This window comes from Bacillus sp. FSL R5-0659, assembly GCF_038008785.1.
Lineage (GTDB): Bacteria > Bacillota > Bacilli > Bacillales > Bacillaceae > Bacillus > Bacillus safensis.
Window position 1 is genome coordinate 1,880,589 of sequence record NZ_JBBOZU010000001.1, and the last position, 20,864, is coordinate 1,901,452.

At 40.4% G+C, this 20,864-nt stretch carries 21 protein-coding genes; 7 read left to right on the top strand and 14 right to left on the bottom strand.

Going from position 1 to position 20,864, the window contains the following annotated elements:
- The first annotated feature begins 74 nt into the window (after positions 1–74).
- A complete protein-coding gene (locus NSQ72_RS09400; RefSeq protein ID WP_341083912.1) occupies positions 75–1,025 on the top strand; it encodes a bile acid:sodium symporter family protein in 951 nt (316 codons plus the stop codon).
- Between the two features lie 34 nt (positions 1,026–1,059).
- Here NSQ72_RS09400 and odhB read toward each other — a convergent pair whose 3' ends face one another.
- From odhB to cdaS, 7 genes are all read right to left on the bottom strand, one after another.
- The gene (gene odhB, locus NSQ72_RS09405) at positions 1,060–2,316 is read right to left on the bottom strand and encodes a 2-oxoglutarate dehydrogenase complex dihydrolipoyllysine-residue succinyltransferase (RefSeq protein WP_341083913.1); all 1,257 of its coding nucleotides are present in this window, start codon (positions 2,314–2,316) and stop codon (positions 1,060–1,062) included.
- A gap of 14 nt (positions 2,317–2,330) precedes the next feature.
- Positions 2,331–5,165 (bottom strand): 2-oxoglutarate dehydrogenase E1 component, encoded by a 2,835-nt coding sequence (gene sucA / locus NSQ72_RS09410; RefSeq protein WP_039179296.1) that lies wholly within the window; start codon positions 5,163–5,165, stop codon positions 2,331–2,333.
- A gap of 224 nt (positions 5,166–5,389) precedes the next feature.
- Positions 5,390–7,306, bottom strand: a complete 1,917-nt coding sequence (locus NSQ72_RS09415) for a vWA domain-containing protein (RefSeq protein ID WP_341083914.1) — start codon at positions 7,304–7,306, stop codon at positions 5,390–5,392.
- 11 nt (positions 7,307–7,317) lie between these two features.
- Positions 7,318–8,196, bottom strand: a complete 879-nt coding sequence (locus NSQ72_RS09420) for an ATP-binding protein (RefSeq protein ID WP_126681684.1) — start codon at positions 8,194–8,196, stop codon at positions 7,318–7,320.
- Positions 8,197–8,285: 89 nt separating this feature from the next.
- Complete coding sequence (locus tag NSQ72_RS09425) at positions 8,286–8,864, bottom strand: superoxide dismutase family protein (RefSeq protein ID WP_039179302.1); 579 nt, start codon at positions 8,862–8,864, stop codon at positions 8,286–8,288.
- 78 nt (positions 8,865–8,942) lie between these two features.
- The gene (locus tag NSQ72_RS09430) at positions 8,943–10,268 is read right to left on the bottom strand and encodes a C40 family peptidase (protein WP_341083916.1); all 1,326 of its coding nucleotides are present in this window, start codon (positions 10,266–10,268) and stop codon (positions 8,943–8,945) included.
- 404 nt (positions 10,269–10,672) lie between these two features.
- The gene (gene cdaS / locus NSQ72_RS09435) at positions 10,673–11,299 is read right to left on the bottom strand and encodes a sporulation-specific diadenylate cyclase CdaS (protein ID WP_039179307.1); all 627 of its coding nucleotides are present in this window, start codon (positions 11,297–11,299) and stop codon (positions 10,673–10,675) included.
- 82 nt (positions 11,300–11,381) lie between these two features.
- Here cdaS and NSQ72_RS09440 point away from each other — a divergent pair, with 82 nt between their 5' ends.
- Together NSQ72_RS09440 and NSQ72_RS09445 are read left to right on the top strand one after the other, a co-directional pair.
- On the top strand, positions 11,382–11,507 hold the full coding sequence (locus NSQ72_RS09440; RefSeq protein WP_008359993.1) for a hypothetical protein: 126 nt from the start codon (positions 11,382–11,384) through the stop codon (positions 11,505–11,507).
- A 59-nt stretch (positions 11,508–11,566) separates the two neighbouring features.
- A complete protein-coding gene (locus tag NSQ72_RS09445) occupies positions 11,567–12,922 on the top strand; it encodes an MATE family efflux transporter (RefSeq protein WP_106025058.1) in 1,356 nt (451 codons plus the stop codon).
- 118 nt (positions 12,923–13,040) lie between these two features.
- Here the strand turns inward: NSQ72_RS09445 and NSQ72_RS09450 are convergent, their stop codons facing one another.
- The 5 genes from NSQ72_RS09450 to rarD form a co-directional block, all read right to left on the bottom strand.
- Entirely contained in the window at positions 13,041–14,249 is a 1,209-nt protein-coding gene (locus NSQ72_RS09450; RefSeq protein WP_341083920.1) for an MFS transporter, read from the bottom strand.
- A 349-nt stretch (positions 14,250–14,598) separates the two neighbouring features.
- Positions 14,599–15,264: a bacillithiol biosynthesis deacetylase BshB2 gene (gene bshB2, locus NSQ72_RS09455; protein WP_039179311.1), complete on the bottom strand. Its 666-nt coding sequence runs from the start codon at positions 15,262–15,264 to the stop codon at positions 14,599–14,601.
- Between the two features lie 18 nt (positions 15,265–15,282).
- Positions 15,283–15,633: a YojF family protein gene (locus NSQ72_RS09460; RefSeq protein WP_008359999.1), complete on the bottom strand. Its 351-nt coding sequence runs from the start codon at positions 15,631–15,633 to the stop codon at positions 15,283–15,285.
- Positions 15,630–15,911, bottom strand: coding sequence for a hypothetical protein (locus NSQ72_RS09465; protein WP_024428326.1), 282 nt, complete (start codon positions 15,909–15,911; stop codon positions 15,630–15,632). Before NSQ72_RS09465 ends, NSQ72_RS09460 begins: the two co-directional genes overlap by 4 nt.
- 78 nt (positions 15,912–15,989) lie before the next feature.
- Positions 15,990–16,901, bottom strand: coding sequence for an EamA family transporter RarD (gene rarD, locus NSQ72_RS09470; RefSeq protein WP_039179314.1), 912 nt, complete (start codon positions 16,899–16,901; stop codon positions 15,990–15,992).
- Between the two features lie 86 nt (positions 16,902–16,987).
- On the opposite strand from rarD, the gene NSQ72_RS09475 reads away from it, so the two are divergent.
- On the top strand, positions 16,988–17,461 hold the full coding sequence (locus NSQ72_RS09475; protein ID WP_039179316.1) for a spore gernimation protein GerT: 474 nt from the start codon (positions 16,988–16,990) through the stop codon (positions 17,459–17,461).
- 40 nt (positions 17,462–17,501) lie between these two features.
- Here NSQ72_RS09475 and NSQ72_RS09480 read toward each other — a convergent pair whose 3' ends face one another.
- Together NSQ72_RS09480 and NSQ72_RS09485 are read right to left on the bottom strand one after the other, a co-directional pair.
- Positions 17,502–17,720, bottom strand: coding sequence for a hypothetical protein (locus NSQ72_RS09480; protein WP_024422697.1), 219 nt, complete (start codon positions 17,718–17,720; stop codon positions 17,502–17,504).
- A gap of 75 nt (positions 17,721–17,795) precedes the next feature.
- On the bottom strand, positions 17,796–18,128 hold the full coding sequence (locus NSQ72_RS09485) for a winged helix-turn-helix transcriptional regulator (RefSeq protein WP_024428324.1): 333 nt from the start codon (positions 18,126–18,128) through the stop codon (positions 17,796–17,798).
- A gap of 138 nt (positions 18,129–18,266) precedes the next feature.
- Here NSQ72_RS09485 and NSQ72_RS09490 point away from each other — a divergent pair, with 138 nt between their 5' ends.
- The 3 genes from NSQ72_RS09490 to NSQ72_RS09500 all read left to right on the top strand — a co-directional run bounded on the left by NSQ72_RS09490 (position 18,267) and on the right by NSQ72_RS09500 (position 20,812).
- A complete protein-coding gene (locus NSQ72_RS09490; protein ID WP_041085726.1) occupies positions 18,267–18,884 on the top strand; it encodes a nitroreductase family protein in 618 nt (205 codons plus the stop codon).
- A gap of 237 nt (positions 18,885–19,121) precedes the next feature.
- Positions 19,122–19,325, top strand: coding sequence for a DUF3311 domain-containing protein (locus NSQ72_RS09495; protein WP_024422700.1), 204 nt, complete (start codon positions 19,122–19,124; stop codon positions 19,323–19,325).
- Positions 19,325–20,812, top strand: coding sequence for a sodium:solute symporter family protein (locus tag NSQ72_RS09500; RefSeq protein WP_039179321.1), 1,488 nt, complete (start codon positions 19,325–19,327; stop codon positions 20,810–20,812). The genes NSQ72_RS09495 and NSQ72_RS09500 overlap by 1 nt, the downstream gene beginning before the upstream one ends.
- Positions 20,813–20,864: the final 52 nt, after the last annotated feature.

Below are 20,864 nucleotides of genomic sequence, written 5' to 3' on the forward strand. Positions count from 1 at the left end.
AAGAACGGGTTGTTTTTTCAGAAAATTCGTTTAAAATAGGAAAGATATGTGAGGAAAGTGAGATGAAGCAATGAATGAACATTCTTTTAACCATTAGTCAATTTGCAGGAAGAACCTTCGCAATCTGGGTCATTATCTTTGCATGTCTTGGATTTGCTTTTCCTGACGTATTTTCTCAGATTGGACCGTATATCCCTTTTTTACTAGGAATCATTATGTTTGGAATGGGGCTTACGTTATCAAGTGAAGATTTTAAGGAGCTTTTTCGTAAACCTCTTTATGTGCTAATCGGGGTTTTGGCGCAGTACACACTCATGCCGCTGATCGCCTTTCTATTAGCTTACGGATTACGGCTGCCATCTGAAATTGCAGTAGGCGTTATTCTTGTGGGCTGCTGCCCAGGCGGTACTGCATCCAATGTCATGACCTTTTTGGCAAAAGGCAATATGGCATTATCCGTAGCGGTCACAACTATATCGACCCTTCTTGCTCCCTTTTTAACGCCTCTTTTTATTTTTATCTTTGCAAGATCATGGTTGCCTGTATCACCGGAGGCATTATTTTTGTCGATTGTCCAAGTTGTGCTTATTCCTATTATCTTAGGGGTTATTGTTAAGGTGTTTTTCAAAAAACAAGTAAACTATGCGGTTCAAGCATTGCCGCTTGTATCTGTTGCTGGAATTGTGGTGATCATTGCAGCGGTTGTCAGTGCAAATAAAGAGCAGATTCTTCAATCTGGTTTGCTGATATTAGCCGTTGTCATTTTACATAATGGGCTCGGTCTTTTATTTGGTTACCTGATCGCAAAATGGTGCAAAATGGATATTCCTTCTCAAAGAGCGATTTCGATTGAAGTAGGCATGCAAAACTCCGGGCTTGGTGCAGCCCTTGCAACAGCACATTTCTCACCGCTCGCAGCCGTACCAAGTGCGATTTTTAGTGTGTGGCATAACTTATCTGGTTCCTGGCTTGCGACGTATTGGTCAAAACGAGGACAACCTGACAGTGAAAAGAAAAAAAGCTAGCACCTGTTAAGGTGCTAGCTTTTATAATGGAAGATTATCCTTCAAGCAATAGCTGCTCAGGATCTTCAAGCAGGTTTTTAATCGTAACAAGGAATCCAACTGCTTCTTTACCATCGACAATACGGTGGTCGTAAGAAAGAGCTAAATACATCATCGGACGGTTCTCAAAACGTTCTTCATCAATCGCCACCGGACGAAGCTGAATTTTATGCATTCCTAAAATTCCAACTTGCGGGCTGTTTAAAATCGGTGTTGAAAGCAGAGAACCAAATGTTCCGCCGTTTGTGATCGTAAATGATCCACCTTGTAACTCACTAAGAGCCAATTTGTTATCTCTTGCTTTTTTCGCAAGATGACCAATTTCTTTTTCAATCCCTGCAAATGACAATCTGTCTGCATCACGGACAACTGGTACGACAAGACCTTCGTTTGCAGCAACAGCGATGCCGATGTCATAGAATTTCTTCAAGACAAGCTCATCACCTTGAATTTCTGCGTTAAGCAGCGGATATTTCTTCAGTGCTGCTACAACTGCTTTTGTAAAGAAGGACATGAAGCCAAGCTTGACATCATTTTGTTCTAGGAAGGCATCTTTACGACGCTTTCTTAAATCCATCACAGCTGTCATATCGACTTCATTAAATGTCGTCAGCATCGCAGCCGTTTGTTGAACTTCAACTAAACGTTTTGCAATTGTTTGTCTGCGGCGTGACATTCTTTCACGTTCAACTGGCTTTCCTGGTTGTTCAGTTTGCACCGCCGCATTTGCTTTTGACGCGGCTTTCGGTGCACTTGCAGGTGCTTCATTCTTTTGATAAGAAGCGACATCCTGCTTTCGTACCCTGCCCAGCGGATCTACGGTTGGAATCTCAGATAAGTCTAATCCCTTCTCTCTCGCTAGTTTTCTAGCTGCAGGAGAAGCGATGGTTCTGCCATTACCAGCTTTCGGCTCTTCTTTCACTGCTTCTTCTTTTTGAGCAGCTGCCGGTTCTTCTTTCGAAGCTGGTGCAGAAGCTTGCTCAGGTGCTGGAGCTGCGGACTCGCTTCCGCCAGCTTCACCTGCTGCAATCGTTCCGATGACCTCTCCAACTTGTACAGTGTCACCAGAATCTTTGAGCACTTCTTTTAATACACCAGATTCTTCAGCAGTCAGTTCGACATTGACTTTATCTGTTTCAAGTTCCAGCAGGTACTCCCCCTGCTCCACATAATCGCCCGGCTGCTTTAGCCATTGAGCAATCGTTCCTTCCGAGATTGATTCCGCTAATTCAGGTACTTTAATTTCCGCCATTTTTCATTTCCCCCTTAGTTTTTGCGAGTCAAGCTATCAGATACAATTCGTTCTTGTTCTTTTTTATGCACAGTTGGATCACCCTCAGCCGTACTTGAACGTCTTCTTCGGCCGATGTAACGTACTTTTACTTTTTCAGGCGCAATTTCACGTAAATATGGCTCAATGTATCCCCAAGCTCCCATATTTTGCGGTTCTTCTTGCACCCATACGATTTCTTCTAAGTTTGTCAGCTTTGTTAAAATTCCTTTAATATCTTTGGCTGGGAACGGATATAGCTGTTCCACTCTTGCAACGTGAAGCCAATCTTTCGGCTCTTCCATTTGAGTAAAACGATCACTAATATCAATGGATACCTTCCCGCTAGATAGCACGAGACGCGATACTTTTTCGTGATCATGTACAAGACCTGGCTGTTCAAGAACTGGACGGAACTGTCCATCCGTTAATTCTTGGACTTCAGACAATGTGTTCGGGTTACGAAGCAGACTCTTCGGTGTCATAATGACAAGCGGACGAATCTCTTCACGAAGCAGCATTTTCGCCTGTCTTCTAAGAATATGGAAATATTGCGCTGCACTTGTCAGATTCGCAACTGTCCAGTTATTCTCAGCAGCTGATTGCAGGAAGCGCTCTGTTCTTCCACTTGAATGCTCAGGACCTTGTCCTTCATATCCATGAGGCAGCAGCATCACTAAACCTGATTTTTGTCCCCATTTTGCACGGCCAGCTGAGATAAATTGATCGAAATACACTTGAGCCGCATTTGCGAAGTCTCCGAATTGAGCTTCCCAAATCACTAACGTTTCAGGAGAATAGACATTATAACCATATTCAAATCCGATGACTGAGCCTTCTGACAGTGGACTGTTATGAACAGTAAACGATGCATTTGCATCACTCAGTTCATGAAGAGCAATAAATTCATCACCCGTTTGACTGTCGTGAAGCACAAGGTTTCTTTGAGCGAAAGTACCACGCTCTGAATCCTGTCCGGTCATTCGAATTGGCGTACCGTCTTTTAATATAGATGCAAATGCGAGTGCTTCCCCAAGTGACCATTCTACTTTACGGTCATCTGTAAACACTTTTGCACGTTTTTCAAGGATCCGCTTCAGCTTACCAAATACTTGGAAATCATTCGGCCAGCTGATCAATTCTTCATTCAGCTTTCGCAATACATCAAATTCTACTGATGTATCCACTGCTGGGAAGCCGTTTGATACAGGCTCTGGCAGTTCGATTTCTTGAATCGTATGCTCTTTCTTTGAAGGCACCTTTTTATAGGCTTCTTCTATTTTTGCCGTCACAGCCTGCTCGATTTCTTCACGCTGCTCTTTTGTCAAAAGACCTTCTGAGACAAGTTTATCTGCAAAGATATTCTTGACCGTTTTGTGCTTTCTGACCGCATCGTACAGCATTGGCTGAGTTGTAGAAGGCTCATCCATTTCGTTATGACCGTATCTGCGGTAGCCGATCAAGTCAATAAGGAAATCCTTCTTGAAACGTTTGCGGTATTCTACAGCTAGCTGAACAGCCGCTAAACACGCTTCTGGATCATCTGCATTGACGTGAACAATAGGAATCTCAAACCCTTTTGCAAGGTCACTTGCATATTTCGTCGAACGAGATTCATTACTTTCCGTTGTAAACCCGATCATATTGTTGGCAATAATATGGATGGTTCCTCCCACTTGATAGCCTACAAGTTGACTTAAATTTAATGTTTCTGCCACAATTCCTTCTCCAGGGAATGCTGCATCCCCATGAATTAAGATGGCTAACGCTTTTTCAACGTCTTGAACTGGATAACCTTTTTGAGTACGTGATTCCTGAGCGGCACGCGTGCTTCCTTCAATGATTGGATCAATGAACTCCAAGTGACTTGGGTTATTAGCAAGCGTGACTCTCGCACTCTTTGTATCTTCGTCTTTGATTTGACGATCAGCTCCAAGATGGTACTTAACATCCCCCGTCCATCCATAGCTGATGCCGATAGAGCCTTCTGATGGAACAAGCTCTTTATTTGGCGCATGCTGGAATTCTGAGAAAATGATCTCATATGGCTTCCCTAACACATGTGCTAATACATTTAAACGGCCTCTGTGTGCCATTCCAATGTTAATATTTGAAGTCCCTTGTGTAACGGACTCTGAAATAATTTCATCAAGTACTGGGACAAGTGCGTCTAAACCTTCTATAGAAAAGCGCTTTTGCCCAACAAATGTTTTATGAAGAAACTGCTCGAACTGCTCAACTTCTGTTAATCTCTTGAATACAGAAACTAGTTTATCTGATGGTTTTTTCTTAAATAGTTCACCAGACTCGATTGATTTTGAGAGCCAGTTTCGCTCTTCGAAGTCATGCACGTGATCAAACTCAAATGAAATGGTACGCTTATACGTATTTCTCAAATGGTTAATGGCTTCTATGCCGTTTGAAATGTGTTTTGGTGCATCCGGACTAATAATAGATATCGGTATATTCTTGACATCTTCTTCTGTTAAACCGTACTCCTTTAAAGGAAACAGTTCTTGTAATTCCTTTTCTTTGCGAAGAGGATTGACGGAAGCATTTAAATGGCCATACGTTCTGATGTCTTCTGCCAGTTTAACGACTGATGCTATCTTTTGGATTTGTTCAGAAGTAACTACGCTATTTTCTTTTTTCCCAATTTCCTCCTTCATTTCACTCGGTGGTGCACCAAGTTCATCAAATATGCCTCTTAGATCTTCATCAACACTAGTAGGATCCTGGACATACTGATCGTAGAGCTCGAGCACATAGCCGAGGTTCGGACCATGAAATTCTTCCCAACTCAACGGTTGTTTCACATCATTTTGAAACATTTTGAACACTACCCCCAACTTTGATCATCAAGTGATTGAACACTATCTCGATATAACTTCCAGAACACAATGACCAAATTTATGTAATAAAACGCTTCCAATAATATTCTACCACTGTTTTGGATTACTTTCTACATTCTTTGTTCAATTAAAGATAAAAAATTCACAGAAAAACAAAAAATTTAAATCATTCCGAAAAATAATTTGAAGAAAGGGGCAAAACCTTATGCCCCAATGCTTTTATGCAGCAATTTCTTCAGTAGTGGATATAAAACATCTGGCAATGTATCGACATCTGGTACAAAAATGCTGAACTTGCCATACATATCTTGAATGGTTTTCATCTGTGCTTCTTCTATCGGCGAATTGGATAAAAACACATTGATCACTTCAATGCCCTTTTTCCTCGCTTCAAGAACTGCTTCATGCGTATCGACAATCCCATTTTGTTCGTAGCTGAACGCAGCTGGCTCTCCGTCTGAAAAGACAATCAGAAACTTTTGCTCTTCTCTTCGCTTTAAAATCATCTTTGTCATTTGACGAATCGCATAACCATCCCGGTTATCCTCTTCTGGCTCAAGAGACATAATAGAAGGCCCTGCATCAAATAAAGAATCTTTGAACGACACGACTGTGTTGAAGTAGTTTGGCTGACTTGTTTCCGTTGCGTCGTTTGTATCTTCCCAAAACCCAACAATTTGATGTGGGACTTGTACGGATTTTAACGCTTCATGAAATAGAACAATGCCTTTTTTCGTCTCGTCCATCTTGTCAAACATGCTCGCTGAACAGTCTACTAATAAGGTGAAAACAGCATCAATCTGAGAAGACGGTGCTTGTTTTTTATAGAAAAGACGCGGATTAGACTCTGTAAAGTAGCGAATCAGCTTTTTGCTGAGACGTCCCGCATGAAGGTCCGTTTTAGGCCAAGATTTTTTATGTTCAAGAGTTTTTTGGATCATTTGTTTTAAGCGTTTTTGGTAAGGCTCAATTTCCTTCGCATGCTGCTTGTATACATTGATTTGTTCTGGCATAGGCGGATCTGGTGAAATCATGACTGGAAACGCATATTTGTTCTCTTTTCCATTTTCATGACCGTCTGCTCCGCTTTCTTCACCTTCAGCCTCTTCCAGCGCCTCAAGCTTTGAATAATCTTTTCGGTGTGTTTGCTTTGCAGAGCCTTGGACAGTTCCGAGTGCCTGATCTCCGTCATCGCCTTCTCTTGCTGCATCCTTACCAAGATCACTTTTACCGCCATGCTCTAAATCAAATTGAAGGAAGCTTTTTGATGGCGCTTCGGTTTCTCGATGCCATACTTCCATGTACTCTTGGTGAATGTCTTCATCGCCTTCTTTTTCCCGGTCGACTTTGATGTCCTCACTTAATTTAGGTTTTCTTTTTAAGTCATGGAACAGTGGTTCTTTTGCCGCTTGTTCATAGTCCAATTCAGGGAAGAAAAAGTACGTATTCAGCATGTCCTTTTCAAGCAGCTCTTCAAAGCCTTCCATCAATTCTTTGACAATAGCTGCAATGTCTGCTGTTGAACCCGCATCATACACACGTTCAAGACTTGACTCAATAAACGGAATCATCGGATTGATCTGCTCATGAAGAGGCGGAATCTCTTCGAGCGGAGAATCAGCTGTCAGCTTCACATAAATCGCACAAAAGAGTGCATCCGTTAAAATGCTTCGTTCCTGGTTAATCGTTAATTGTGTCTTAAAGTGACGCCGGTACAGCTCTCTTCTTCGTTTAAATACCTTTTTTGTTCCTGGGCGGCCATGTTTAATCCGCTCTTCAATCCGGATATCTTCAAACAGCATAAACAATTGTTTACATATATCAGGAATGGATAATGTATGCGCATAGCGAACGATCTCCTGAAATACAGTAAGATCACTATAAACGGTCCCTACTGCACGAAGGAACACATCACTTTTCAGCCCTGCTAGCATATCTTCTTGTTTACGATCATCCCAAAAATGACTGATAAAAATTTTCTTTTCAAACGGTTCATAGTAGGACTGCACACCGTATTCAAGCTCGACATCATCACTTTTTGCTAACGTTTTAGCTAAATCCGTTAATTCCATAAATAGAAATGAATCGATTCTGCTGTCATTAAATTTGATAAATTTCACAAGTCAGAACCTCACTCGAATAATGTTTGGGCGATATTTCTTACCGCTGCTTTTTCCCGGTCATCTTCCAGTTTTTCAACAATCCCTCGTTCAACGGCACGAAGCGGCGGGATGTATTGCGCAAGATCACAAGTATCTAGGAGCGCGCGGATGGATGCTGCTTCTTCACTCACCTGTCCGTTATGAGCTTGTGTAATAAGGTCTGATGAGAGCTGAACGAATTGATCAATTAACCGCTCATCCTTTAAAACAGATTGAGATTGCAGCACATCTTTCAGGATATCGCCGCCGATATATGGAACGTCAATGACAACAAATCGGTTTTTTAACGCTTCATTTAGAGGCACTGTGCCGACATACCCTTCATTGATTGCCGCAATGACGCCAAAGCCTTCCTCTGCTCGAACAACCTCACCTGTAAATGGGTTTGTCATCATTTTTCTGTAGTCGAGTACACCATTTAAAATAGGAAGTGTTTCTGGCTTCGCCATGTTAATTTCATCAATATATAAAAGATGGCCTTTTTTCATTGCTTTTGTCACAGGTCCTTCGATGAATTCAATCGAAGCCACCTGACCATCATTATGAATGGTTTTATAGCCAATCAAGCTTTCTGCATCAAGATCAACCGAGCAGTTCACACTGTGCATCGGCTGCTGAAAGAAAGCGGATAATGTTTCTGCTAGTTTTGTTTTACCTGAGCCGGTCGGCCCCTTTAAAAGAACGTTTTTTCCTAGTGCTAATGCAATCATGGCATCTTGAATGATAGAAGTATCCTGTGATTCATAGCCGCCTGTTCCAATAAGTGGACGAAATTCTTCTTCCAGCCCTTTTGCTTTTGCTTCAATCATTGCTTGAATTTCTTCTGGGAGTGATTGTTCGTTAAACATGTATGATTAATTCCTCTCTTCGATCATTTTCCTCACCAAGTATACTAAAAAAACCTTTATGCACTCAATACATAAAGGTTAGACTTCTGTTATTTTACCATTTCTTTTGTCATTGAACCGCAAGCGATGCGTTTCCCTGAGTTTCCAGAAGGGTTACTTAAGTAATCATCTGCTTCTGCATGAATGATAAAGCTTCGCCCATTTTGATCGATTAATTGATTTGGGCCTCCCTTTAACGTCACATCTGGTACGTTCACGACAACATCGATTTGTCCATCTGCCCCTACCTCTAAATTAGGCATATCTCCAGCATGGTGCCCTTTTGGATTGTCAAAACCATGTTCTCTATGGGTTGGATTAAAGTGAGCTCCTGCCGTTTCAAAATCTGGCGTTTCACATATTCCTGTTTCATGAATATGAAAACCGTGAGGACCTGGCGGCAGCCCTTTCGCCTTCACATGCAAATCCAGCCCATTTTCTGAGGATTCTCTGATTTCAATGCTTCCTATTTTTTGCCCGCTTTCGTTTATGAGTGACGTCGTGACTGGTGATTGTTTAGGTGCGGCAACTTCGCTTGTTTCTTCTGTCATTTCTTTTTTCGGCGGTGCATGACATGCTGACGCAGTAAAGACCAAACATATCATGATCATCCACACTGACTTTTTCATTTATGACTGCCCCCTTTTGTTATCAGTATGGACAATCACAGCAGCGGGCAAACAAAAAAAGCCGAAAATCGGCTTTTTTTAGAAGAAACGTTTTGCACCTAAGTAGGCTTTTTTCCAATATGGGTTGCTTAGGTTCGAGATCCCTACTCCATTGTCACTTGCATGAAGGAAATCTCCCCCGCCAAGGTATAGTCCCATATGAGAAGGGCCCGCTTTATACGTTGTAAAATAAACAAAATCTCCAACTTGTGGTGTGCTAACAGAAGTCATCATATTCCAGTAGCCTGCTGTGCTTAGTCTGGATACAGATGAAACTTTGTTAATGAGATAGTAAACAAAGCCGCTGCAGTCAAATCCTGCTGGAGTATTACCACCCCATCTGTAAGGAACGCCTGTCAGCTTTTTCCCCTCTTGGATCATTGTCGTGATCTTTGCGTTCATTGGTACATCGTTTTTGTTATTGTTGACCGGAGTTGTTGAACCGTTAGACGTAGAACCGTTCGATCCAGTTGAGCCGGAAGCTGCACCATTAATTTTTAATACTTGTCCAATTCTAAGCACATCACTTTTCAAGCTGTTGGCTGTGCGGATGGATTGAACCTGTACTTTGAATTGATTCGCAATTTTCCATAACGAATCGCCTGATTTTACAGTATAAGATGTTGTTTTCCCGCTAGAAGACTGGTTACTGTTTGAATTGCTTGGTTTAGTAGGTTTTGACTGACTTGGTTTAGATGCAGCCGTCCCTTTTACTTTTAACACTTGATTCGGATAAATCATATCAGATTTTAATCCGTTCAATGTTTTGATTTCACCAATCGACATATTTAGCGAATTCGCAATTTTCCAAAGAGAATCCCCTAATTTAACCTTGTATGTACTTGAAGACGATGAACTATTTGAGTTCGTTGTCTTATTGCTTGAGCTGGAGTTTGAAGATGAGTTTGAATTTGATGACTGGCTTCCGCTCGTCTTCGTGCTGCCAGATACCTTTAGCTTTTGACCAGGACGAATCAAGTCGCTGTTTAAGCTGTTTAGGCTTTTTAAGCTCGCAACTGACATTTTATGATTTTTTGCAATCAGCCATAAAGAATCTCCAAGCTTTACAGTGTAGCTGGAAGTCGTTGAAGCACTTGATTTCTTCGTTGCTTTTGATCCTGTTGATGAACTGGATTTCTTGCTTTTTTCGCCAGGAATTTTCAAGCTTTGTCCTACGAAAATCATTGTCGTTTTTAATTGATTAAGAGATTGAAGCTCCGAAATACTTGTATTGTACTGTTCGGCAATCTTCCAAAGTGAGTCACCGCTTTTCACCTTGATCGTCTGTGCTTCTGCCGGTGCAGCAAACACAGCTGAGCCAGCGATCGCTGAAACTGTGAGGCCGGTTACTACTTTTTTCTTCATAAAGAAATCTCCGCCTTTCGTAATTTGGTTCATTAAGACTTATGTACTAGTTTCGAGTTTAGCATTTAATGGTTCTGCTTCTCTTGCACTATTTTATCTTTATTTCTATTATATTACTCGACATGAAGACGTTGGGCAATAACAAATAGGCTAAAGCAGCCAACTCAAAATGCTAAAAAACAAAGCCATATCGTTTCTATCGGCTGTTTGTTTTATTTATAAACATTTTTTAAGGAATTTTTAAGTTGACGTTTAGAAATTTGTCAAAACAAGCACGCTGCTAGTTTCATAGTTCTATTCTACATGACAAATTTTTCTGTATCAAATGACTTTTTGCTTAATTGGCTATTTTTTCTCCACAAATAAAAAAGCATCCTTCCGAATGAAGAATGCAGCGTTCGTTTTTATTTTCTTATTTCCGGATCTTTTACGGTAAGCGGATAAAGCACGCCTTCTTTCGCAAACGACATTTTCCCCGTTTCTTCTGATACGACAAGAACAAGTGCATCGGTCATACCAGAGAGTCCGATCGCTGCCCTGTGCCTTGTGCCGAGCGACGGGCTCACTTTTTTTGATGTAAGCGGCAGCACGTTTGCAGCAGAAACAAGTGTATTTTCTTTGACTAAAAGAGCCCCATCATGAAGTGGATTTCCCGGGTAAAAAATGCTTTCTATTAAGGAAGCACTAATTTTCGCATGAAGATTTGTCCCTTTTTGAATAAAATCCTCAACCTCATCCCTTCTTTGGATCACAATGAGTGCGCCATGCTTTTGTTTTGATAAATGCTCAATGGCTAAAGAAAATTGAGCAAATCCTGGTGTGAATTCTTCCATATACGCTTGTAAATAAAACGACGAAGCCTCTGCATGCATTTCATTAAACTGATCATGCAATGATTCGAGATCACAAAGTAAGCACTGCTCTGTTTCATCAAGAGAATCAATGATGTCACTTGCATCCTTCATAATGTTCATCAAGTGTGTTCTCATTCCTGCTTTAAATATGACTTCTTCGTTCGTCCGGTGGATCATCTGACCTTTTCCCTCCTTCTTTCGCTTGTTGTTATAAAATAGCAAATTGTGCACATTCTATTTGTATGGAGGTGAGCTTAATATGACCATTCAGAAAATCATCCAATATGCTTGCAGCATTTTAGGTGTTGTCAGTCTTTCTTTTATTTATGCCCAAATGTTTAAAAAAACGAAGCCATCTAAGAAAAATAATCCGACGGAGAATTGATTTTTTTACATAGCATGATATAATTCCTCTCGTTATTTCTGTTCAGAGAGGAACTTATGATGAGAGAAACGAATAGCATTCGAGCAAAGCTGACACTATTTTTAACCATTTTGATTCCGATTTTAATCACCCAAGCAGGTCTTTCACTTATTACATTTTTAGATACGGTGATGTCTGGAAAAGTAAGTGCAGAAGACCTTGCGGGTGTTGCGATCGGTTCTAGTATTTGGACACCTGTTTATACAGGACTTGCCGGTATTTTAATGGCCGTTACTCCGATTGTGGCTCAGCTGATGGGGGCTGGGCATAAAGAAGATGTTCCCCGGGCTGTCTTTCAGGCGATCTATTTGTCCTTTCTTTTAAGTATCGCTGTGATTGTCATTGGTACGATCAGCGTTCCTTACATACTCGGAGGACTTGGACTCGAGCAATCTGTAGAGGATATTGCCCGGCATTTTCTCAGCTTTCTTGCGTTTGGCATCATCCCGCTGTTTGGTTATTCGGTGCTAAGGTCATTTATTGATGCATTAGGGAAAACACGCGTGACGATGTTCATCACGCTCACAGCACTTCCTATTAACTTTGTTTTAAATTACGTATTGATTTTTGGGAATTTTGGCTTTCCAAAGCTTGGCGGTGCGGGTGCCGGCCTTGCATCTGCAATGACGTATTGGGCGATTTTCATCATGAGTATTTGTATTGTCATTAAAGCAGAGCCATTCGCCTCATTTCGTTTGTTTCAAAAACTGCCTCGAATGAATATCTCCCGTGTAGGGCAAATACTGAAAATTGGCCTTCCTATCGGGTTTGCGATCTTTTTTGAAACGAGTATCTTTGCAGCAGTGACGCTGTTAATGGGTCACTTTGATACCATTACAATCGCCAGTCACCAAGCAGCGATGAACTTTGCTTCTATCCTATATATTTTACCGCTTAGTATCTCAATGGCGTTAACGATCGTTGTTGGGTTTGAAGCGGGGGCTAAGAGGTATAAAGACGCGCAAAGCTACAGCTATATCGGCATTGGAACGGCGGTATTATTCTCATTATGTACAGCCGCACTCATTTTGTTATTCAGACCAGAGATCGCTGGTTTATACACAGCTGAATCAGCTGTTTTACAAATGACACAGCACTTTTTAATTTACGCGATCTTTTTCCAACTGTCAGATGCGATTGCTGCACCCATTCAAGGGGCTCTGCGGGGCTATAAAGATGTGAATTATACGCTGATTGCTGCTTTTGTCTCTTACTGGGTCATCGGTCTTCCTGCCGGTTATCTCATTGGCACATATACCTCATTTGGTGCGTTTGGTTATTGGATTGGGCTGATTGCTGGGCTTGCTGCAGGTGCCATCGTCCTCTTTATCCGTCTTAAATTGATTGAAAGACGATATACACTCTCTAATACATAATCAACCGAATCCTTCTCGGTTGATTTTTTATTTGATTCACTACTCATCAGTAGATAACTTAATTGATTCGATCTTATCTTTTTACTGCTCGGAAGCAGGAGGCGTGAAAAGGTCATTGTTATTTTAATTTACGGACTTTTTTCACATATAAATAGAATGTGATGAAAAGAGAGACAATGACGATCAGAAATAAAATAACATAGCCGACATTTGAATTTCCTGCTGGTACCACTGTGATCGTTAAAATACCAATAAGCGAAATCTGACCTAATAACTTAAACGCATTGATTAAAGAGTTGACACGTCCCATAAACGCATTATCAACATAATGAAACAGATAGCTTTTTCTAAAAATTCTAATTGATGCATTTGCGTTCCCCAAAAGAAGGCTTGCTGCAATAAATGTGAATGAATGTGGAATTATGAAAATGGCCACTATTGAGGTGGCAAAAAGAATCATAAACAAGATAATTCCCGGAATATCCCCGACTTTCTTCGACATTTGATACGTGATGAAGCCAGCGCTAATTGCTCCAATTGCGTAAAAAATATTTGCGATACCAATCACTGAAGGCCCCTCATTCAAGAAATGATAAACAAAAATCGGATCCAAATAATTTGCCACAATAATGACAATGCTGGGGACAAAAGTTGTTAATAAAAGAACAAACATAACTTTACGATGAAAAAGATATTGAAGTGATGATGTGAAATTCGCCCAATATGATACACTTTTTGTAGAATGGGATTGTTCCTTAATTGAACTGCTAGATTGATAAGGCAATTTATAAATGAGGATTGATGCGATAACGTATGTGATCACATTCATAATCAATATAAGGGTCATCGATATTTGTCCGATCAAACAAGCAGCTAATCCAGAGCTAATCATTAATGCTGCTTGACCTTGAACTTCTAAACTGCTATTCACTTTGCTATATTCACTTTGATTAAACATTTCCTGAGTTAGAGCTGATAAAGTTGGATATTTTATTGAGTCATATGTCGTATTATACAAGGTCAATAAAACAACAAGTATCATATTGAGAAGATTTGAAATATCAAAGAGAATGAGAAAAATAAACAGCGTGACTGCACCAATGATCTCTAATTTAAGAAATATGCTTTTTCGAGAGTGTCTATCAACCAAGCTGCCTAAAAAGGGCGAGGAAAAGAACACAAAAGCCATCGTAACCATAGTTAAAATACCATATAATACTGACTGATTTAATTGGTCTACTAACAACCAAATAATTAAATAAGAAGTAACTCCAGTACCCACAGTAGAAATAAGGTTTGCCGCTAATAACAATCTTAGCTTGCCCATTTTAATCACTCCCTTTTTGAATAAAATGTTCCTTCTACTGAATCTCAGGATTGTCATTCCACGAAAAATGCAGACTAAACGATTAGCGACATTTTATAAAGATTTTTTATTACATCCTGCACTTTAAATGATTAATATTCAGACAATTAGGTGTATAGATAGAAATAATAGCAAATTTTATAACAAAATTCGCTTTTCAATAGGTGAAATTTACCATATCGAATATCTTCAGTCAATACATAAAATGGATGAGAAATATATTTCTAATAAAGAATTTGTTTCAATGATAGCTGTTTAGATCAAAAAAGAGAAAGAGGCTGTCAAAACATATCGACAGCCTCTTTCTTATTTAATCATTCCATTGGTACGTCCAGAAAATTTCTTCATCAAACCATTTTTGGACGACTGGTTCTTTGTTTTTCAGTTTTTGTTCCAGTTCTCTCAGCATGCCTTCTGTTTGCGTTCTATGCGCTCTCAGTGCATTTAATTTGATATCTGCAACATCTGTAATATCAATGACAATATCCGCATTTCCAAGCACTTCTTCTCTATTTTTCGTAATGGCCATGCAGTATGTGACAGGCCGGTCTTCTTTTTTCTTGCGGTATAGAGCACGAATGACAGCTTCGCCTGTGGCATCATGATCAGGGTGTACACCGTGTCCTGGATAAAACGTCACAATGAGCGTCGGTTTGACTTCATCAATGATGGATTCCATCACATCTGCCAAATACTCGTCGTCTTCAAATTCCAATGTTTTATCACGCAAGCCAAGCATACGTAAGTCTGTGATATCCATTTCTTTGCAGGCATTGATTAATTCCTGTTTTCTTAATTCCGGAAGTGTTTCACGGTTAGCATATGTTGGGCTTCCCATATTTCTGCCCATTTCCCCAAGTGTCCCGCATGCATATGTGACGGGAATTCCGCGTTTTCTGCTTTGTGCAATGAGACCTGCAACCCCAAAGGATTCATCATCGGGGTGAGGCAGCATCACTAGTACATGTTCGTTCATGACTCGTCACCCTTTCTTCTACACCTGAAATGGTGTTTCACTAATTTGTAATGAGATCGCTAGTTTCCCGTCAGGCAAGTGCCCAGCTAAAAGCAGGCGGCCTTGGTCATCAAACACATAATCGGTTAATCCTTCTGCGTAAATCCAGCCGTCTTCTGTTTTCATTCCAACACGGTATGGACCTTGTCCTTTTATTTTCGCCTGTGAATAGACGACTTTCGCGTTGCGGATATACGCCACAACCGTCATATTTTGTTCGTTTACATGAGCTGAATAAGAACCAGTTGTCGTTTCAAGATGAACGAAGACTGGACGATTTAAAAACGATTCAAGATGTGCTGTGACATCTTCCGTTTGAATTGGTTTCATGAGTGGTTCCTTCCTTCATTTTGAATTAATTCTCGCAGCTTTTTTGTATGTAAGCTGATCAGCTGCAGCTGATGATCATGCTTAAGCTCACTTTCTAAAATTCTCTCCACAGCAAGCACATACTTTTGGTGTAATGATTTCCTCGCCCTCGGATGAGTTCGTGCATCAAGTAAATCATCACATATGGCCTCGTGTAAAGAAGACATATCATCAACATCAAGCTGACGATTTTTCCATAAAGATTGATAGGCGGCTGCAAGCTCATGAGCTGACGACATATGATCACCTCTACAGTTTTGGTAACAACTTATTATGACATGATCCGCCTGCAAAAAAAAGCAAACTGCTCGTTTGGCTTAATGAGAATTCGCTGTTTTCTTCATGCGTAATTGAGAGGTGGTAAACAGTAAAATCGCCACCCAAATACAAAGAAACGTCACAATTTTAGCTGCGGATAAGTGTTCGTGATAGACAAACAGCCCTAAAAACAGCGTAATTGTCGGTGCAATGTATTGCAAAATGCCCACTTGATAAAGAGGAATTCTTTTTGCGCCTTCTGAAAATAAAAGAAGCGGCACGGCTGTAAAAACACCTGCAAAAAATAAGAGACCGAGGGACCCGAAGCTGTTAGGATTCATAGTCACAACAGGTTCTTTTAAGAAAAATAATAAGTACACTAGTGCAGCCGGTGCGAGAAGCAGCGTTTCAATCGTCAAACCAATCGCGCTCGTGAAGCTCATCCTTTTTTTAATCAGACCATAAAAACCGAAGCTAAAGGCTAATAAGAAAGCAACGACAGGAAATGACCCGTATTGAACTGTTGAAAGGATCACCCCAAATGCGGCAATGAGGATGGCAATGGTTTGTAATTTATTAAGTCGTTCTTTTAAGAAAATAATCCCTAATAGAACGGATACAAGCGGATTAATATAGTACCCTAAACTTGCTTCTAGCATAAGACCATGATTGACTGCCCAAATATATACATACCAGTTGACCGAAATTAAAATAGCAGATAAAAGTAATGAAAAAAATGCTTTACCATCCAGTATGAGACCCTTTACTGTCTGCATCGCTGGGCGGACTTGTTTTAAATACAAAAGAATACCGCACATAAACACAAATGACCATACAATTCTGTGCGCTAAAATTTCGCCTGACGAAATATGCTCCATCAGCTTCCAATATAACGGGAATAAACCCCAGAGTGTAAAAGATGCTGCCGTGTAGAGAACACCTTTTGAATGCTGTTCGTTCAATGTAACCATCCCTTTCTAAATCTAACGTATATTATAGCACGCACGCTGGCGAATGGGCATATACTAATTCAGGGCATTTAGAAAGGATGATTCGCATGTTCGACTGGAACCGATTATTCCCTTTTCAAAAGCAGTTCTCAAAAGAAGCCTTAAAGAATTCAGATCCTAAAGACGTTGAGCAGTATGTCAATCAAGTCATGGAAAGTGTATTCGGCTCCAATTATCCTGCTCAGTTCCCATTTCAGGACCCCCTATCTCAAAATCAAAAAACGAGAGAAACTGACGTTCAAAAAGAAAAAGAGCCAGAAGTCGAAGTGTTCGAGACGACTGATCATGTGTTTGTCAAAATTGAACTTGCTCGTCCAAACACAGAAAAAGTCAAAATCAAACATACAGCCAATCTGCTGTTTATTGATCATTTTCCTGAAGAAGGGGCGCAGAAAAAAGTCGTCCTCCCTGCTGCTGTGAAGCGAAAAGGAACGAAGGCGTCGTATCAAGACGGTATATTGGAAATTATGTTTTTAAAGCATGATGATCCAGGAATTTCTGAAATTGATATTCCATTATAAAAAGCCTGCTTTGGAATGGAAGCAGGCTTACTCTTTTTTCTTAATAATATGGTGGATATCCGCCGCCATAAGGTGGTGGAGCAGGCGGTGGTGGCGGGGGGTAATATGGACGGGGATAATTAAAAATCGCACTTCCTAGAAATCCGCCAAGCAGTCCGCCGACCAAAGGAGCGCCAAAACCAAAAAACAAAGGGACTCTGGATTCATATGGCGGAATGCCAGGGGCGCCGCCTCGAAAATACGGAGTATGAGGGTACATGCATTTCTCCTCCTTTGTCATGTGCCTAACATCAGCATATTCATCAAGAGTCAAAATGTTTGGGCAAACCTGAAACTAGGCTTGCTCCTTTTTGCCGTGAGAGTCTGTATACTCCCCTGCCCACCGAGATACCTCATGAAACACATCATGTAACGCATTCCCTTTTTCAGTTAAGCTGTAAATGACTTTGACAGGCGTCTCGGGCAGGACAGTCCGCTCTATAATTCCTTCTTGCTCGAGCTCTTTTAAACGCTCTGCAAGCATTTTTTGACTGATAGATGGAATCGTGTCTGTGAGGTCTTTAAAACGCTTTGGACCATCAAGCAATACATGTATAATAAGCCCATTCCACCTTTTGCCTAGGAGTAAAAAAGCTTGCTGAATGTGTGGACATAATTGGAATTCCATAAATTTCAGCCTTTCTTTTCATGATTGTTTGACAAACTAACGGTGTACAATTTAAAATATCTCTAGTTACAATAAGTAAGTTTCTCACTTTTTAGTTATTGTACCATACTATTTGCAAAAACGGGAGGAAATATCCATATGGCGACCGATCAAAAAACGATTGACATCTTAAAACAAAGAGCTTCAGTAAAAGAGTATGATACTACTCATGAAATGACAAAAGAAGAGTTAACAGAGCTTCTTGAAATCACAACAAAAGCACCTTCTGCTTGGAACCTTCAACATTGGCACTTCACTGTTTTCCATAGTGCTGAAGCAAAAGCGAAGTTACTTCCAATCGCGTACAACCAAAAGCAAGTATCACAAGCATCAGCTGTTATTGCAGTTCTAGGTGACCTTGAAGCTAACCAAAATGGCGAAAAAATCTACAGTGAGCTGGCTGAACAAGGCTTTATTACTGAAGACATTAAAGAAACATTGATGACTCAAATCAATGGCGCATATCAAAGTGAGCAATATGCACGAGAAGCAGCGTATTCAAATGCTTCATTAGCTGCTATGCAATTAATGATTGCGGCAAAAGCAATGGGCTATGATACGTGTGCAATGGGTGGCTTCAGTAAAGAAGCATACATCAAGGAATTCAATGTCAGCGGCCGCTACGACCCAGTGATGCTGATTTCTGTTGGTAAAGCAGCAAAAGAAGCTCATAAAAGCAATCGTTTCGACATCGAAGAAGTATCTGATTTCCTTTAAAAATTGGCAAGGTCTCAGCTTTTATGCTGGGGCTTTTTTATTTGTTTTAAATATTATTTCTACATACTTTCTTTCACCTTCTCCCTCTTTACATCTTCACTCTTTCTCCTTTTTAAGAATGAAAGCGTTATATTAGTATGATATTCACCAAAATGATTGTTTTTTCTGAAAATGGTCTTGTGATCTAATCTGACAACTGCTATTATTATGAAATTACAAAATATTCAGGAGGAAATCATGAACAAAAAATTGATGCTGGCACTACTTATCGCGATTCCATTCATTGGACAGCTCGCATTACTGCCATTTGCGAATCGCATTCATCCATTTGTCATCGGCCTGCCCTTTTTCCACTTCTGGCTCTTACTATGGATTGTACTCACACCAATTTGCACATTTATCATTTATAAAATGCAGCATTCAAATGGAGGAACTGACTAATGCAAGGAAATTTAACAGCTTTATTGATTACTGCAAGTATTATTTTCATCGTCGTGGTCATCGGTTTTGCCGCTGGTCGTGACAAATCATCAAGACAGTCAGTAGAAGAATGGTCTGTCGGCGGGAGAAAATTTGGCGGACTGCTTGTCTGGTTCCTCGTTGGCGCAGACTTATATACAGCTTATACCTTTTTAGGGCTTACAAGTACAGCTTATACAGCTGGAAGCGTCGCTTTTTTCGCTATTCCGTATTCAGTCCTAGCTTATTTTATTGCTTATTTCTTTTTACCGAAACTATGGACGGTAGCGAAAAGTCACAACCTTACAACACTTGCCGATTATGCACGTGAGCGGTTTGACAGCAAGCTGTTATCTAGTTTGATTGCGATTGTTGGGGTACTTATGCTGATTCCTTATATTTGTCTTCAGCTGAGCGGGATTCAAGATACGTTAACTGTCGCTGGAACGAATTATATTAATGTCAATGCAGTTGTTATCATTTCATTTATTTTAGTCGCACTATATACATTTTTCAGTGGTATTAAAGGTCCTACATATACAGCCATTATTAAGGATATTCTCGTTTGGGTGATCATGCTGTTTATGGTGGTTTCACTTCCAATTATTCATTTTAACGGCTGGACACCGATGATGAACACGTTAGCCAAAGAAGCGCCTCAGCTTCTCACAATCCCTGAAGGCGGTCCTAAGGGCATTTTATGGTTCATTACTGCTTCAGGCGTTTCTGCCCTTGCTTTGTTTATGTGGGCACACGCGGCAACTGGGGTTTTTACAGCCAAAAGCGCAGATGCCATCCGTAAAAACAGTATGTTTTTGCCTCTTTATAATATTGTATTGATTTTGGTCATCTTCCTTGGATTTATTGCCTTTTTAGTCTTACCAGAAGATACAAATCCAAGATTTGCTCTTCTTCATTTAATTCAAACATCATATGGCGGCGTGATGCAGGGGCTCGCTTATTCAACGATTGCACTGGCGTCCCTCATTCCATGCTCCATCATGGCTATTGGTGCATCGAATTTATTTGCCAATAATTTATACCGTGACTTAATTCATCCGAATGTGTCACCTAAAAGATTGACCATCATTACACGTTCGATGGTGTTTATCGTCATCGGGCTCGCTCTTTTATTCGGAATGCTGTTCCCAACTGCACTTGTCACACTTCAGCTCATTGGTGTTTCAGGAATGGTCCAAATCTTCCCTGCTATTGCCATCAGCTTATTCTGGAAAAAACAATCGAGAGAAGCAACGATTGCTGGGTTAGTCATTGGAATTATCGTCACTTTTACAGCGAATATCTCACAAGTCACGTTTGGTCTTTATGAAGGTTTTCTTGGTTTACTAGCAAACGTCGTAGTCATCTTGATTTTAAATCCATTCTTCCAAAAGAAGGTCACATCCAATTCTGTCATGAATGAACTATTTGAAAAGGATGATGAAAAAACAGAAGCGATCACAAGATAAGAAAAAGCAGTCCCCTGAGAGGACTGCTTTCATCTTGTAGACAAAGTCTACA

What these genes read in the sequence shown, in the direction of transcription:
- NSQ72_RS09400 (WP_341083912.1), top strand. Translation starts at nt 75, where the DNA reads ATGAACATTCTTTTAACCATTAGTCAATTTGCAGGAAGAACCTTCGCA.
- odhB (WP_341083913.1), bottom strand. Translation starts at nt 2,316, where the DNA reads ATGGCGGAAATTAAAGTACCTGAATTAGCGGAATCAATCTCGGAAGGA.
- sucA (WP_039179296.1), bottom strand. Translation starts at nt 5,165, where the DNA reads ATGTTTCAAAATGATGTGAAACAACCGTTGAGTTGGGAAGAATTTCAT.
- NSQ72_RS09420 (WP_126681684.1), bottom strand. Translation starts at nt 8,196, where the DNA reads ATGTTTAACGAACAATCACTCCCAGAAGAAATTCAAGCAATGATTGAA.
- NSQ72_RS09425 (WP_039179302.1), bottom strand. Translation starts at nt 8,864, where the DNA reads ATGAAAAAGTCAGTGTGGATGATCATGATATGTTTGGTCTTTACTGCG.
- NSQ72_RS09430 (WP_341083916.1), bottom strand. Translation starts at nt 10,268, where the DNA reads ATGAAGAAAAAAGTAGTAACCGGCCTCACAGTTTCAGCGATCGCTGGC.
- cdaS (WP_039179307.1), bottom strand. Translation starts at nt 11,299, where the DNA reads ATGATCCACCGGACGAACGAAGAAGTCATATTTAAAGCAGGAATGAGA.
- NSQ72_RS09440 (WP_008359993.1), top strand. Translation starts at nt 11,382, where the DNA reads ATGACCATTCAGAAAATCATCCAATATGCTTGCAGCATTTTAGGTGTT.
- NSQ72_RS09445 (WP_106025058.1), top strand. Translation starts at nt 11,567, where the DNA reads ATGAGAGAAACGAATAGCATTCGAGCAAAGCTGACACTATTTTTAACC.
- NSQ72_RS09450 (WP_341083920.1), bottom strand. Translation starts at nt 14,249, where the DNA reads ATGGGCAAGCTAAGATTGTTATTAGCGGCAAACCTTATTTCTACTGTG.
- bshB2 (WP_039179311.1), bottom strand. Translation starts at nt 15,264, where the DNA reads ATGAACGAACATGTACTAGTGATGCTGCCTCACCCCGATGATGAATCC.
- NSQ72_RS09460 (WP_008359999.1), bottom strand. Translation starts at nt 15,633, where the DNA reads ATGAAACCAATTCAAACGGAAGATGTCACAGCACATCTTGAATCGTTT.
- NSQ72_RS09465 (WP_024428326.1), bottom strand. Translation starts at nt 15,911, where the DNA reads ATGTCGTCAGCTCATGAGCTTGCAGCCGCCTATCAATCTTTATGGAAA.
- rarD (WP_039179314.1), bottom strand. Translation starts at nt 16,901, where the DNA reads ATGGTTACATTGAACGAACAGCATTCAAAAGGTGTTCTCTACACGGCA.
- NSQ72_RS09475 (WP_039179316.1), top strand. Translation starts at nt 16,988, where the DNA reads ATGTTCGACTGGAACCGATTATTCCCTTTTCAAAAGCAGTTCTCAAAA.
- NSQ72_RS09480 (WP_024422697.1), bottom strand. Translation starts at nt 17,720, where the DNA reads ATGTACCCTCATACTCCGTATTTTCGAGGCGGCGCCCCTGGCATTCCG.
- NSQ72_RS09485 (WP_024428324.1), bottom strand. Translation starts at nt 18,128, where the DNA reads ATGGAATTCCAATTATGTCCACACATTCAGCAAGCTTTTTTACTCCTA.
- NSQ72_RS09490 (WP_041085726.1), top strand. Translation starts at nt 18,267, where the DNA reads ATGGCGACCGATCAAAAAACGATTGACATCTTAAAACAAAGAGCTTCA.
- NSQ72_RS09495 (WP_024422700.1), top strand. Translation starts at nt 19,122, where the DNA reads ATGAACAAAAAATTGATGCTGGCACTACTTATCGCGATTCCATTCATT.
- NSQ72_RS09500 (WP_039179321.1), top strand. Translation starts at nt 19,325, where the DNA reads ATGCAAGGAAATTTAACAGCTTTATTGATTACTGCAAGTATTATTTTC.